This is a genomic window from Thalassobacterium sedimentorum (assembly GCF_031127905.1).
In the GTDB taxonomy this organism is placed as follows: domain Bacteria; phylum Verrucomicrobiota; class Verrucomicrobiia; order Opitutales; family Coraliomargaritaceae; genus Thalassobacterium; species Thalassobacterium sedimentorum.
The window spans coordinates 17,726-31,650 of record NZ_JARXIC010000021.1 but is presented as its reverse complement, the minus strand read 5'-3'; the positions used below and the strand labels follow the sequence as shown (position 1 = coordinate 31,650).

Here is a 13,925-nt window from a genome sequence, read left to right as displayed (position 1 = left end):
TTTCTCCGCTAGTGGCATGTGGCTTCCGCTTCGTCCTTCTCCAACTTTTCTTTATAGTAGCCAAGCTCAGTCCTGTAATGTTTCGAGATCGCTCTCTTGTGGCCGAATAAATTGAGCACAAACCACCTGAAAAACAGGCCCTTCACTGTGCCATGATTGAAAATCCAAAAATCATGCCGCAGTGTGAATCCCTTCTCCACCTCTTCGATGAGGAAGGTGCCTCCCATCTCCAATTTGAAATTCATTCGACAAATGTCATAATTAGCAACCGTGCTCCATGAATACGCCTTCTCTTTGGTCACGTCTTCTAGCTTTGCGATATATTCGACCGTCGCGCTGCCCACTTTCTCGCGCTGCCAGTATGCGAAGCCATCACAAATGTGTTGCTTGTATTTACACAACACCGTGATTTCCAAGTGGTCGGGGTTTGAGTTCAGCCAGGTTTCTTCGAAGTTTGAAATCAGTTTCCAAACTGCTTTTGGAGTCGTTTTGACATCTACCGATTCGGTCAGGGTCACCATGCGAGAGAGGCCTTGATTTTTTTTAGTCATTTTCGTTCGTCCTTATCTATATTTTTAAGTTAACGCGGTCGTGATACATCTGTTGAGCAAGCGATACCTATGGTGCTTACTTCAACCAATCGTAGATGACCCATAGGGTTGCAGAAAGGAAGAGAGCATCGAACACTAACCACACTACCGGCAGTTGAATGTGGCCTCCCGATTTCTGGGAGGCCACGACTACTATCAGCGGCAGGCCGATGAAGAGCAGCGATATGAGTATAAAACAGATCGCGGTCTGTCGTCTCTGCGGCTTTTCCTTGACGCGCTGATTCTTGATTTTAGCGATCCGCGCTTCCTCTTTCCGCTTTGCTTTGGCGGCTCGACTTCGTCTTTTGCGAGACATGGGAATCGTCGGCTGGAAGGAGGATGGTTATTATAAGCAGCTGAGGCAAAGATGGCCGGAACGCGACTAGGATTATTCGGGCACCTCCTGTAAGCGGATGCTCCGCCCGACGTCGCTGACGAAGATACGACCATCGCCGCGCAGCCCGGTGTGGGCTGCGCGGTGGATGGCCGCGACGACATCCGCTTCGAGCGCGTCTTCGCAAACGACTTCCACTTTAACATGCTTCGATGCGCCTGTTATATCGTAGTCCGGTGTATATCCAGAGCTTTTCTCTTTGCCTCGGCCAAAGCCAAGGACGTTTGAGTAGCTGGCTCCATCCAGACCGTCGATTGTATGCAGAGCACGGGTGACCGCCTCGCGTTTCATTGCTTTAATGTATGCTTTAATTTCTTTCATTGTGTTTCCTTTTTTAGGCTTCCTTGTTGGGGTTGATGGCAAACCACTTGTAGAGTGCGGGCACGACCAGTAGTGTGAGCAGCGTCGAGCTGACCAATCCACCTGTCACGACGAGGGCAAGCGGACGTTGAACTTCGCTGCCTGTCCCAGTGGCGAGCAACAGCGGCAGCAAGCCGAGACCAGTCGTGATCGCTGTCATCAATACGGGGCGTAGTCGGCGACATGCGGCTTCGACAGAAGCTTTGCCGACATCGAGCCCTTCCCTCATGAGTTGGTTGGTGTAAGTAATCAGCACCAAGCCATTGCCCAATGCGATACCGAACAGGGCGATGAACCCAACAGTCGCGGGAACCGAGAGATTTTCGCCCGCGAGCCAAAGTGCCGCGATACCACCGACCAGGGCCAGAGGAATGTTGAGCAGAATCAGCATACTGTTCTTCAACGAATCTAGCGCGGCATAGATCATCAAGAGGATGAGCAGCAGCGTAATCGGAATCACGACGGCGAAGCGCTTATTGGCTTCCTGTTGCAGCTTGTATGAGCCGCCCCAAGTCGTCAAATATCCCGCAGGCAGATCCACCTCGGAGGCAATCGCCTTTTCGGCTTCGGCAACAAAACTACCGATATCACGCCCCGTCACATTACACTGAATTGCGATAAAGCGCTGGCTGCGTTCGCGGGTGATTTGTCGTGGGCCAACGAGCTCTTCAATCGTGGCTACTTCATCGAGCGGCACGAGTGAACCATCTGGACTGCGGATGATTGTTTCACTGATGGCTCCGACACTCCCGCGATATGATTCGGGGTAGCGCACAAGGATTTCGTAGCGACGAATGCCCTCGAAGATCAGTCCGGCTTCTTTACCGCCGATGCCTGCCTGAATGACGCGCTGTATATCACCCACGTTTAGATTATAACGTGCGGCTGCTCCGCGATTAATGCGAATCAGCAGTTGCGGGGAACCAGTCACCTGGTCGACTTGCACATCGCGTGCACCTTCGACTTCGCCCAGTGTGGCAGCGATTTCATTGGCTTTGACCAGCAGGAGATCTAAGTCTTCACCAAACAGTTTGACTGCTAGTTCAGCCTGAACGCCTTCGAGTAACTCGTCCACCGACATCTCAATCGGTTGCGTATAATTGACGACCACACCCGGTGGTTTACCGATGGCTTCGCGAATCACCTCGACCATGGCTTCCTGATCAAACGGCTCACGCCATTCTTCTGGAAGAGTCATACTCAAGTAGAGTTCTGCCGCATTGATTGGATCGGCGTGTGCACCGACTTCACCTCGGCCAATACGGGTCACAACTTTTGTGACTTCAGGCACTTCTAGGATGCGCCGCTCGATTGCCTGCGTCATTTGCTTAGAAGTGTCGATGGAGATAGAAGGTGCCATCTTCAGTTTGACCACAATCGTGCCTTCATTAAGCGATGGCGTAAATTCCGTTCCCAGCTTGGGAAAAATCCACACGCCTGCAGCTAAAAGAGCGACGGCTCCAACGACAGCGATCCAGCGCTGTTTCACCAGCAACGTCACTAGCGGACGATACGGTGCCTGCAAGACCCGCACGATTAAGCTCTCGCCTGACTTTGCCGAATCCTCTCCTTCGGTGTTTTTCTTTTTGGGGGCACGCATCAAGAAATACGCCAAAGTCGGTCCAACGATCAGTGCATAAATCAATGCGCCACTCATCGCTAAGGCGATCGCGTAAGCCAATGGACGGAAGGTCTTACCCTCGACGCCGGTCAATGTGAACAGCGGCAGGAAGACGAGAATTACAATCGCCACGGCAAAGCCGACGGGTCTAGCCACTTCGCCACATGCGCGTGCGACGATGCCCATTTTCGATTCCCTCGGAGAAGCCTCTCTCAAGTGTTGATCGACATTTTCGACCACCACGATGGCTCCGTCCACCAGCATCCCGATGGCAATCGCAAGACCTCCCAGCGACATTAGATTTGCCGAGATACCGAAGTAATACATGCCTAGTGTGGCGAATAAAACCGAGAATGGTAGTGCTGTGGCCACTACGATAGTTGGTCGCCAGCCGCCCATAAAGATGATCAGCACGAGCGCCACCAACACGATTCCTTGCGCCAAGGCAGAAGTGACGGTATTGACCGCCGATTCGACCAGTGTTTTTTGCTCATAGTAGGGGACGATGTTTACACCTTCGGGGAGGCTTTGATTGATCTGCTCAATTTTATCTTCAACAGATTGAATGACAGTCGAAGCATTTGCTCCGAACAGCTTGATTACCTGTCCCGAAACAACTTCAGCAACTCCATCTTTAGTCTGAAGTCCGCGGCGGATCGCCCTTCCCTCTTTGACTGCCGCGACATCACCTACTGTGATTGGGATACCGTCGGAACTGCCCATCAGGATCGAACGAATGTCTTCGAGTGAAGTCGCTAGACCGACAGAGCGGACGACATATTCCTCGTTGTTATTCTCAATGAATTGGGCACCGATATTGAGATTATTATCCTCAATGCGTTCGATGACTTCATTCACGGTGAATCCGTAGCGTTCTAGAGCCAAAGGTTCGACTTCGACATGGAACTGCTTCTCGAATCCGCCGATTCCTAGGACTTCCGTCACACCGGGCACGTTTTGCAGATTGAATTTGATAATCCAATCCTGAATCGACCGCAGTTCCGTTAACGAGTATTGGCCAGTGGTGTCTTCCAAGTAATAGAAGAGCACCAGCCCCATTCCCGTCGAGATTGGGCCCATTGCGGGTTCCCCGAATCCGTCCGGAATCGACTCCCGCGCTTCAGTCAGGCGCTCGCCGACGAGCTGTCGGCAGAAGTAAATATCCATTCCGTCTTCGAAATAAACATTTACCACTGAAAGGCCGAAGTTTGAGACCGAGCGGATATTTTCCACTCCTGGTAATCCGTTCATCGACGACTCTACGGGGAAGGTTACATATTTCTCAATCTCTTCAGGTGCCAGACCATCGGTGACGGTAAAAACCTGCACGAGGTTCGGCGACACATCAGGGAAGGCATCAACAGGAAGTTTTTTATAACCCCAAAATCCGGCTGCCATCATCAGCAGCCCAAGGACGATTACAAGTAGCCGCGAATGCAGCGCTAGTTCAACTAAACGTTTCATAGTATTGGTGTCCTTCTATTTTAGTGGCCGTGTCCGTCGCCGAAGTCTTCCTTCTGCGAATCAGCTTTGAGGAAGAAACCTCCCTTAGAAACATAGCGTTCACCACGATTTAACCCGCTGCGAATGGCGACACTCTTGGTGTCCGACTTGTCGAGTGTGACTTCTCTTTTTTCATACCCATGGCCGTCTTCAGACTCCACGAAGATGATGTTCTCACCATCCATCGAAATCACCCCCGAACGTGGCACGACGACCGGCAAGCGATAGGCATCGAGCAGCACGTTTCCTATTACGAACAGACCCGGACGATAAGCACCGTCTGGATTAGGTAGCACCGCACGGGCAAAGCCAGTGCGACTTGTTTCGTCGATCATGGGACCCACGTAGGAGATTTCGCCCTCGGCTTCGCTGTATTCATGACCAGCTGAGATGCGCACCGTCTGCTTGGCGTGAACCTTTGGTAGGTCGCGTTGATAGACTCGTAAGTCCACCCATACGGTCGACGTATCCGCCACGGTATAGGCGACTTCGCCAGAGGCGAGACTTTCACCCGGTGTAATATGGAAGGCGACAATCGTGCCATCCAGCGGTGCTTTGAGATCGAAGGGGCGCAGGGTGTCGTTGCTCTCCAAGGAGGCTAGAACGTCTCCTTTTTTGACCGAATCCCCTAGACGCTTTTTGATCGAAGTGACCACGCCATCGAAACGCGGGCTCACGTGGCCCATCGCATTTTCATTCATGCTCACTTCGCCCTGTAGGCGTAGTTCGTCGTGAATTTCGCCCGGTTCGGCTACTTTGACTTCAATTCCGAAGTCGTTCATATCCCTCGATGATAGTTCGACTGGACCTCCGTGCTCGTCACCGTGCTCGTCCCCGTGTTCTTCACTGGACGCTTTTTTTTCTTTCCCATGATCGTCATGCTCAGCGACTTCCTTTTTCTCGTCGTCATGCTCGGCATGTTTTTCGTGCGATTCGCCGTGTTCGGCTTCTTCGCTGTGATCGTGTCCCGCGTGTGACTGCGCTTGAGCGGTCGTTCCCAACCCGAGGACGATGAAGAGTGCCGAGGCGGAAAACGCGTAGCGCTTGAATTGCTTCGATAAGTGTAATGATAATGAATTCATTTTTTGAAATTGTTGAAATGGATAGATTGATTATTTGATTGTGGAGGGGCGTGTCAGAGCTTCGATCTGCGCTTGTGCGCTGGCGTAGCGACTCAGCGCGTCGAGATAGGTTTCGCGTATCTCAAAGAGCGTGCTACGGCTTTCGAGCACGGAGAGCAGTGTGAACTGCCCGCGCTCATAGCCTTCTTCGGTTTCGTCGAGCGTTTGCTCGGCGGTGGGCAGCAGGTCGTTTTCGACACTTTGTGCTTCCGCGTGAGCGGCTACCAAGTTTTGGTAGGCGTCGGTCAGCGCGACGATGAGTTCGCGCCGCGTGGCCGCTTTTTCGTATTCAACGGCGCGGACTTGAGCCCTTGCCGTGCGGATATTCCCCTGGTTTTTGTCAAAGAGCGGCCACGGGATTTCCACGCCGACCACGAAAGCCGCATCACCGGACTCCTCATTGAAGTAGCGGCCTCCGCCGAAGACTTCAAAATTGGGCTTCGCCCGGGCTTGCTCCAATGTGAGCGCCGCCTCACGGTTGCGCCGGTGCCCCTCGTATTGGGCAAGGTAGGTGCTGCGTGGAAGCAAAGCCACCAGTTGGACTAGTTCTGGCAAGTCGGCGTCAAACTCGACCGAACCGGCGACGGTGTAATCGCTGCCGCCGGATTCGCCCCAGAGAGCGGCCAACCTCGCACGAGCCGCTTGGAGGGCGCGTTCGGCTTGATTGATCGCGAACTGCTGCTGACGCACGGCCAGTTCCGCACGGGTCAACTCGACTTGGTTGGAGCGTGCGGCTTCGACCAGACGAGCGGTTTCCTCTCGGCTGCGCTCGGCCAGTGTCAACTGCTCTTTTCGTAGTTCCAGCGCCTCTTGGGCGACCAGGACTTCGACGAAGGCTGTGCGCACTTCTGACTCGACGGTGGCGAGACGCAACTCGCGCTCCCAATCGACCAGTGCTCGTTCAGTGCGAGCCAGCTCGGTGCGTTTTGTGCGTTTGCCCGCGGTTTCAATCAACTGGGTGATCCCCAGTGTGATATCGACTCCTTGCACGTCTCGGAAAGGGCCGCTGCCGAAGAAGTTCTCCATCTCCGCTCCGACAACCGGATTGGGACGGAGTCCAGCTTGTTCGACCTGCCCTTCCGCGGCATCCACCGCTATGTCGAATCCGTGCAGGGCGGGATCATTTTGGATCACCCGGGTCAGGGCGGTTTCGTAATGGATCGGAGGGGTTTCCTCCGAGGTTGGCTCTTGGGCCAGGAGTGCGCTCAATGGCGCACAGATAAGAAGTGATACTATTTGTTTACGTTTTGAAAATTGATACATGAAAAATCCTGATAGAAGTTAAGCACGGCGAATCCACGATGGGTGGTTCGCACGATGGAAGCGTGCCCGACAAGAGCACCGACCAAACTAACTTTATCAGGATATCAGAGACGCAGATTAACGGTCTGCGCGACGAGAACACTCGTATCCAACAACTCGGGCGGTGCCTGAGCCTGAACGATGTGAGCAATTTCTTTTAGCGTAAAATTCTGTTCGACGACTTCAAAAGTCGTACTGAGTAGCGCATGAAGCGGATTGAAAACTGGAGCGGATTGAGCTTCGTCGAGACGCACTTGAGGGAGATCGACTGCTTCCAGTTCGACATCCACACAGGATTCCGACTCCGAAATACATTTCAACTCTGCTGATTGATCGACACTAACGGATGCACAATCAAATACCTTTCCTGAGATCAATTCAGGATGAAGCGTCATGCTTTGGTGAAGACATAGCAACAGCCCGCCCACACCGCCAAAGACGGCGTTCCAGGCGAAGAGGCTCAAGAGAGCAGCTACTGTTATTTTACGCTTCACGATTTATAGTTATTCATTTAACACCACGAACAGTCAAGAGTTCCTTTTGTTTTATTGATCGTTTGAATCGAAATATCCTTCAGATTCATGATCTCGTCTGTGGTGTGTTGAAAATGTCGATACAGTCAGAGACCATCTCGGCGATAAAGTTGAAGACGGAGAGCCCTAGATTGACGGTGACCGCCCAGAACAGGATGCCGTCGTGTTCATCTTCGGTGCCGCGGGCTTGGTTGTGGTCATGTTTCATCTTTGGACTCTCCATCTTTTTGCAGTTAAGAATAGGTTTGTCGCCTATGCATTTTCTCCGCAGGGATTAGTGATCGTGCCCTTCGTGATCTTCTCCGCCGTGCTCGCAGATGCAGGCATACTCTTTGTATTTACAAGTTGGGCAATCGCTGTGATTCAAGTTGAATTTTTCACGGACAGTTTTTGACTTCGCGTCTGGCTTGATTGAGAGGACGATTGGCAAGTTGTTACCCTCTGGCAGTGCTTTGTCGGAGATTAGAGCGGAGCCTTTAAGAGTGAAGCTAAGACGAATCGGATTTTGACGATCACCGCCGATTAAGGAGATGACTTGTTCCTCCGGAGCGATCAGCTCACCATGGTCATTCAGAAATGTGATCTGAATCATACGCTCTTCTGTGAGGTAAAACTCAAGGTGTGGTTCAACCGATGTAATGATGCGGCCACCATTGGGGCCAGCCTTAGCTTCTGAATGATCGTGCCCGGAGTGGTCGTCTTCGGACTTCGCATCTTTGTGAGCATCGTGCGCGTCAGCGGCATGAGCTGAATGATCGTGACCTGCATCATGGTCATGATCGTCTGCTGCATAGCTGGTGTTCCAGGTGAGCAGCGCGATGGTGATGAGTGCGGTGAGTAGGTGTTTTCTTTGTTTCATTTTTTTCCTTTTTGGGATGTGTGATTTTGTTAATCCGACGCTGCGGACTTACGTTTGACGGATGTTTCTGCCGACTTTCGGCAGAAGCTGTAAAAGATTGCAGGTGTTACACCGAGCCCTAGCAGAGTGGAGGTGACGAGTCCGCCGACGATGACGACTGCAATCGGGTTGAGGATTTCTTTGCCCGGTTCGTCGGTCGCTAAGAGCAGTGGCACCAAAGCAAGACCGGCAGAGATTGCGGTCATGAGAATCGGGATAAGGCGTTCCTGTGTGCCTCGTTCCACCATCTTGCGGGTAAAGCTTTCGCCCTCATGGCGCATGAGGTGGAGGTAGTGCGAAATCAACATGATGTTGTTTCTTGCGGAAATCCCGCTCACCGCAATGAAGCCAACCAGGGTGGCGATGCTGATATTATTCAGCGTCATTTCGGTAAGGAATATACTTCCTACCAGTGAGATCGGCACAATGGTGAAGACCAATAAAACGAACGCAAAATTCTTGAAGTAGCTATAGAGTAGGAACGAGATAACCAACAACACGATTGCCGAGGTGATTAGGATCGTGCGTTTCGCTTTAGCCTGAGCTTCGTATTCACCTTCGAAGGAAAGTGTGTAGCCTTCGGGGAGTTGGATACGCTCGGCTACTTCATACTGCAGTGTCTCCACGGCAGCATTCAAGTCCTCGACGGTCGGATTAATGGATACCACGAAACGACGCACCGTGTTCTCACGTAGGATATTGTTGGGACCGGTAGCATGCCGAATATCCGCGATGTAGTTTAGAGGAATGCGTTGGCCACTCAGTGTGTCGATATAAAGCTGCGAGAGCTTTTGGGGTGATTCGCGCCATTCCTGCGGAAGCCGTATGACTAAGTCGTAGACTCGCTGCCCCTCGTAAATCTCACTGACTGCTTCGCCTCCCATTAACGCAGAGAGTTCCGCATTTAGAGCACCTGGAGTGACGCCATAAGCCATGGCACGCTTGCGATCAATTTCGATACGAAGCTGTGGAATCGGAGCCTGCTGCTCGACTCGGGCTTCTTCCATCCCCGGGATCTCGCGAGCGATTTCGGCGATTTCGGTGCCAATACGTCTGAGCTCATTCAGGTCGGGACCAAAGACTTTAACCGCAACTTTTGCCGACACACCGCTGAGCATATGACCGATGCGATCTGCCAACGGCCCACTTAGAGCACTGAAGGTGCCGGGGATGGTTTGCATCGTTGCGCGGATGTCTTCCACGACTTCGCTGCGTTCGCGCTCAGTTTCTCTGACAAATTCAAGATCAAACTCGACGGTTGAAACAGGCACCACGTGATCGCCGCGTTCGGCACGACCTAAACGATAGCCAACCGTCTCAACTTCTGGGATTTTAAGGAGCAGATCTTGCGCTGTGTCGGCCAAGTCACGTGTTTGCTTGAGCGATGTGCCCGGCGCAGTCGTCATGGCAACTAAGACAGTCGGCTCGCGGAAGGCGGGGAGGAAATTACCACCCATCTTTGAAAATGAGATTCCCGCAAGCACGACAAGTGCACCAGATACAAACAGAACCATAAAAGGCTGAGAAAGCGAAAGTCTTAGCCAGGTCGCATTGAAGACTTTCTTAAATACGCGTTCGATAATACCATCCGCATGTTTTTGATCGGCCTTTGCTTTTAGCAGATAGGAACTGAGCACGGGTATCACTGTTAAGGATACGATAAACGATGCTGCCATACTGACAATCGTCGCAACGGCGATTGGAGTGAACAGTCGACCTTCGACTCCGCTTAATGCCATCAAAGGCAAGAAGACCAAAATAATCAGCACGGTCGCATAGAGAATCGACGAACGCACTTCGGCAGACGCTCTAGCAATGACTTCGAGTTTGTTGAGCGGTCTTTCTAGCAGTGCGTTTTCCCGCAAGCGTCGATATACATTTTCTACGTCGACGATGGCATCATCGACAACCATTCCGATGGCGACCGCGAGACCTCCGAGGGTCATCGAATTAACGCTCAACCCTAAGAGGTCGAAAACCAAAATTGTCATGCCCAAGGATAAGGGGATCGCAGTCAGAGTAATAAGAGTGATCCTTAGATTGAGCAAGAAGAGGAACAAGATGATGGCGACCATGATTGCGCCATCGCGTAGAGCCTCTTCTAGATTCCCGACCGCTAGGTCGATAAAATCGGACTGGCGGTAGAGCGTGACCAACTCAACCCCATCGGGCAGCGATTGTTTCAAATCCTCCAACGCGGTTTCGACATCTTCGGTTAAGCTGAGTGTGTCGAATCCAGGGGATTTGGTGACGCTGAGAATGACGCCGGGGTAACCTTTGGTATCCTCGTGATTACCTAAGAGCTTACTACCCATACCCGCATCTCCACGCATCGGTTCTATATCCCATGCAACGTTGGCGACATCTTTGATGCGAATCGGGCGGTCGTTGACGTGAGTCACCACTGTATTGCCAATCGCATCGAGGTCTGTGGTCATGGCCAGATTACGCACCATGATCTCTTGGGAAGATTCGGTTAAAAATCCGCCTGTGCTGTTACTGACTGCGTTGGCAGCGGCTTCGTGGAGTTCCTCATAACTGATGCCCATCGCCAACAGTTTGTCGGGATTTGGCTGAATTTGTAGCTGTTTGACACCACCTCCCATTCCGAGCACTTCAGCCACTCCGGGAATCGACTGTAATCGTCTGGATACCGTCCAATCGGCTAAGGTCCGTAGATCCATCGGCTCTGTTTGACCAGATGGATCGACCAGACCAACCAGCATGATATTTCCCATTAAGGAAGCCACTGGAGTCATGTAGGGAGTGACACCTTCGGGTAGAGCCTCGCTCGCACCTGTCAGTCGCTCCTGCACGAACTGGCGTGCTTGATAGATATCGGTGCCCCATTCGAATTCGATAAAGACTAGGGATAGGCTGATGTCGTTCACCGATCTCAATCGGGTGACCCCGGTCACACCCATCAAGGAATTTTCCAAGGGGATGGTGACCAAGGTTTCAACTTCTTCGGGTGAGAAACCAGGTGACTCCGTCAAAATGGTGACGGTCGGTTTGGTCAGGTCTGGTAGAACTTCAACGGGAAGCTCACTGGCTGTTTTGATGCCAAGGATAAAAACAACCAAGGCAAAGGCTAAAATAAGCGGCCTTTGGGAGAGGGAAAACTGGATGAGTTTATTAAGCATCTTCAGCCTCACTTTCTTCATGACGTCGTTTCATGAGCATCTGAAGGGTGATGAGCGAAATCAGCGTCATCACGCCTGCATAAATCATGAGTGGCAGACTTAAGCGATTTCCGTGTTCTCCTCCTTCTTCATGATTGTGTCCATCGCTCTGCTCGGTTGACTCTTCACCTTCACCGAGCTCCGATCCATCTTCGGCATGAGCATGTCCGTGCGCGGCATCGAGTGCCTCCTTTAAAGACATTCCTGAACCGCCACCGACAAAGCTGAGGACATAGGAACCCTGTGTGACCACTTCATCACCAGGGAAAATGCCACCGGTCACTTCAATGTATTGATCGTTTTCCTCACCAAGAACCACGGGCACCCGAACGAATGCGTTTGGCAGTTCGAAGTCTTTGACAAAGATGACACGACTTGCCGGATCACCTTGTATCGCCGAGCGGGGAATTGAGAGGACGAAGGGCTTCGTCTCCAGCACAATGGAGAACTCAGCTCGCATTCCGGGGCGGAGTTTTCCGTCCGTATTATCGAGTTCAAAAATGCCCTCTACTGTGCCTGCTTGGCGGTCTGCCTCCACACCGAAACGTGTCAACGTAGCCTCGATGAGTTCATCACCTAGTGCAGGAATATGAATGCGGGCTCGGGTGCCAATTTCTGTTTGTGCAGCTTCTTGCTCGGGAATCTTTGCGACCGCCCACAGCTTTGACTGGTCGGAGATGTCGAGTAGCTCTGCCGATGGCTCGACGGGTTGCCCTAGTCGGACATGTGAGGCCACGATTAGTCCGCCTTGCGGGGCCTTAAGATAAACACTTGGAGGCGGGGCACCCATCTGACGGCTTTCCACCGTTGCCAGCACATCACCCGCTTTGACGATATCGCCTTCGAATGCGTTCAAAGTGCTGACTCGTCCAGCAATACGAGAAGATAACACCGAGCGGCGCGATGGGATTTCCTCAATACGTCCGATTGCAAAGACAGTGCTCTCGAAGTCACGCTCCTCGGCTTCTTCCGTTTGAATGCGAAGGTTTTTTACGGCTAAATCATCTAGAATAATAGTGTTTTGTCCGCGTGCTTCTTCTGCTGCGTGGGCGCCCGAAAAAGTGAGCAAGGCGATAAAAAGTAGTTGTCTATAAAGTTTCATTAGAAAGGTCTCCATTGGCTGAAGTGGTAAGGTTGCGGGCTGTCACAGCTCGCCATTCGATCAGTAATTGTTTGAGCTCATGCCAGAGCTCTAGTTGTGTGCTTTGAATAGTTAGATGCTGCTCTTGCACTCGAAAGACTTCGCCTAAATCGACTTGTCCGGCGGCGTAAGCGTTTTTGATCTCTTTGAGGTTTTGCTCCACTAAGCTGACTGCGTCTTCCTGGTATTTTGACGCCTGTCTATAAGTTGCCGCTGTATTGCGCTTGAGTGTTTCGGCTTCGTTTTTCAGACGCAAGGTGACGGCATTCAGTTCATGTTGAATCTGAAGTTCACGGTAGCGGCTGGCTCTGATTTCGCCACGATTCTGGTCATGTAGGGGGAGCGGGATTGATACTCCAATCCCGAAGAAACGATCTCGCCCCAAACCATCAGGCTCATCTACGGACCGCTCCTCTTCAAAGAAGACTTCAACTGCGATATCAGCCCACCGATTCGCCTTAGCCAATGCTGTTTGGCTACGAGCGATTTCTCCGAGTGTCGCTTTAAGCTGATACTCAGGGTGTGATAGTAGAATCTCACCATCGAGAGTTGCCATCTCAGGCAAGCGTAACAGCCGAGTTTGCTCGGTTAGAATTTCCAGTTCCGTGTCTGGTTCAAGTCCAAGCAGGCTACGCAATGAGCCCAGTGCAACATCGCGTTGTTTGGTCAGGCTCTGGATTTCCTGTTTAACCGAAAACAAAGATACACGCGCCTGATTCAAGTCGAGCGTAGAGGCCTCGCCATTCTGTATGCGCGTTTCTAAAAAGTCCGCAAAGTCCGCCTGAAGACCTATCATGCCATCTAATAACGACAGGCGTTGATTCAGGCTCGAAATGAGTTCGGCTGCGCTTTCGACATCGCGGATGAGTAAGCGCTCTTGATCACGAAGTTCCGCTCCAGCTAACTTCACCTCAATCGCTGAGACGTTCTTGAGTAGCTTGAGTCGATTGGTGATTGGAAAGCGTTGCTCGAAGCCGATGGAATAAGCCCGTTCGCCCTCGTCGTTGAACGTGCGGTCGGACGCGTAACCAAGTTTAAGTTCGGGGTTGTCGAGCCTCCCCGCATACTGGGAATAAGCGCCTGCTTGTTCAATCGCTGAGCGAGCAGCCATCAATGATTGGTTCTTCTGTAGAGCCAGTGTTACCGCATCGCGGCTTGTGAGTTTTAGAGCGCTTTCTGACGTAGCATGTGTCAGTGAAGCATAGAAAATGAATAGAGTTGTTAGTAAATACTTATATGTGTGCATGAAAAAACCTGTTAGTTGAAATCGTCATTAGACA

General features: G+C 51.8%; 12 protein-coding genes. All 12 read right to left on the bottom strand.

Annotated features, from left to right (window positions below):
* Window positions 1-8: 8 nt before the first annotated feature.
* Window positions 9-551: a hypothetical protein gene (locus QEH59_RS12545; protein ID WP_308985722.1), complete on the bottom strand. Its 543-nt coding sequence runs from the start codon at window positions 549-551 to the stop codon at window positions 9-11.
* A 76-nt stretch (window positions 552-627) separates the two neighbouring features.
* Window positions 628-906 (bottom strand): hypothetical protein, encoded by a 279-nt coding sequence (locus tag QEH59_RS12540; RefSeq protein ID WP_308985721.1) that lies wholly within the window; start codon window positions 904-906, stop codon window positions 628-630.
* 72 nt (window positions 907-978) lie between these two features.
* A complete protein-coding gene (locus QEH59_RS12535; RefSeq protein ID WP_308985720.1) occupies window positions 979-1,305 on the bottom strand; it encodes a P-II family nitrogen regulator in 327 nt (108 codons plus the stop codon).
* A gap of 13 nt (window positions 1,306-1,318) precedes the next feature.
* Window positions 1,319-4,429 carry an efflux RND transporter permease subunit gene (locus QEH59_RS12530; protein WP_308985719.1) on the bottom strand — a complete coding sequence of 1,037 codons (3,111 nt, stop codon included), beginning with the start codon at window positions 4,427-4,429 and terminating at the stop codon, window positions 1,319-1,321.
* A gap of 20 nt (window positions 4,430-4,449) precedes the next feature.
* On the bottom strand, window positions 4,450-5,550 hold the full coding sequence (locus tag QEH59_RS12525) for an efflux RND transporter periplasmic adaptor subunit (protein ID WP_308985718.1): 1,101 nt from the start codon (window positions 5,548-5,550) through the stop codon (window positions 4,450-4,452).
* Window positions 5,551-5,580: 30 nt separating this feature from the next.
* Window positions 5,581-6,852, bottom strand: coding sequence for a TolC family protein (locus QEH59_RS12520; RefSeq protein WP_308985717.1), 1,272 nt, complete (start codon window positions 6,850-6,852; stop codon window positions 5,581-5,583).
* Window positions 6,853-6,956: 104 nt separating this feature from the next.
* On the bottom strand, window positions 6,957-7,385 hold the full coding sequence (locus QEH59_RS12515; RefSeq protein ID WP_308985716.1) for a hypothetical protein: 429 nt from the start codon (window positions 7,383-7,385) through the stop codon (window positions 6,957-6,959).
* A gap of 85 nt (window positions 7,386-7,470) precedes the next feature.
* A complete protein-coding gene (locus QEH59_RS12510) occupies window positions 7,471-7,647 on the bottom strand; it encodes a hypothetical protein (protein WP_308985715.1) in 177 nt (58 codons plus the stop codon).
* Window positions 7,648-7,698: 51 nt separating this feature from the next.
* A complete protein-coding gene (locus QEH59_RS12505; protein WP_308985714.1) occupies window positions 7,699-8,283 on the bottom strand; it encodes a hypothetical protein in 585 nt (194 codons plus the stop codon).
* A gap of 29 nt (window positions 8,284-8,312) precedes the next feature.
* The gene (locus tag QEH59_RS12500; protein WP_308985713.1) at window positions 8,313-11,465 is read right to left on the bottom strand and encodes an efflux RND transporter permease subunit; all 3,153 of its coding nucleotides are present in this window, start codon (window positions 11,463-11,465) and stop codon (window positions 8,313-8,315) included.
* Window positions 11,458-12,606 carry an efflux RND transporter periplasmic adaptor subunit gene (locus QEH59_RS12495; RefSeq protein WP_308985712.1) on the bottom strand — a complete coding sequence of 383 codons (1,149 nt, stop codon included), beginning with the start codon at window positions 12,604-12,606 and terminating at the stop codon, window positions 11,458-11,460. The genes QEH59_RS12500 and QEH59_RS12495 overlap by 8 nt, the downstream gene beginning before the upstream one ends.
* Entirely contained in the window at window positions 12,593-13,891 is a 1,299-nt protein-coding gene (locus tag QEH59_RS12490; protein WP_308985711.1) for a TolC family protein, read from the bottom strand. Before QEH59_RS12490 ends, QEH59_RS12495 begins: the two co-directional genes overlap by 14 nt.
* Between the last annotated feature and the right edge of the window lie 34 nt (window positions 13,892-13,925).

What these genes read in the sequence shown, in the direction of transcription:
- QEH59_RS12545 (WP_308985722.1), bottom strand. Translation starts at nt 551, where the DNA reads ATGACTAAAAAAAATCAAGGCCTCTCTCGCATGGTGACCCTGACCGAA.
- QEH59_RS12540 (WP_308985721.1), bottom strand. Translation starts at nt 906, where the DNA reads ATGTCTCGCAAAAGACGAAGTCGAGCCGCCAAAGCAAAGCGGAAAGAG.
- QEH59_RS12535 (WP_308985720.1), bottom strand. Translation starts at nt 1,305, where the DNA reads ATGAAAGAAATTAAAGCATACATTAAAGCAATGAAACGCGAGGCGGTC.
- QEH59_RS12530 (WP_308985719.1), bottom strand. Translation starts at nt 4,429, where the DNA reads ATGAAACGTTTAGTTGAACTAGCGCTGCATTCGCGGCTACTTGTAATC.
- QEH59_RS12525 (WP_308985718.1), bottom strand. Translation starts at nt 5,550, where the DNA reads ATGAATTCATTATCATTACACTTATCGAAGCAATTCAAGCGCTACGCG.
- QEH59_RS12520 (WP_308985717.1), bottom strand. Translation starts at nt 6,852, where the DNA reads ATGTATCAATTTTCAAAACGTAAACAAATAGTATCACTTCTTATCTGT.
- QEH59_RS12510 (WP_308985715.1), bottom strand. Translation starts at nt 7,647, where the DNA reads ATGGAGAGTCCAAAGATGAAACATGACCACAACCAAGCCCGCGGCACC.
- QEH59_RS12505 (WP_308985714.1), bottom strand. Translation starts at nt 8,283, where the DNA reads ATGAAACAAAGAAAACACCTACTCACCGCACTCATCACCATCGCGCTG.
- QEH59_RS12500 (WP_308985713.1), bottom strand. Translation starts at nt 11,465, where the DNA reads ATGCTTAATAAACTCATCCAGTTTTCCCTCTCCCAAAGGCCGCTTATT.
- QEH59_RS12495 (WP_308985712.1), bottom strand. Translation starts at nt 12,606, where the DNA reads ATGAAACTTTATAGACAACTACTTTTTATCGCCTTGCTCACTTTTTCG.
- QEH59_RS12490 (WP_308985711.1), bottom strand. Translation starts at nt 13,891, where the DNA reads ATGCACACATATAAGTATTTACTAACAACTCTATTCATTTTCTATGCT.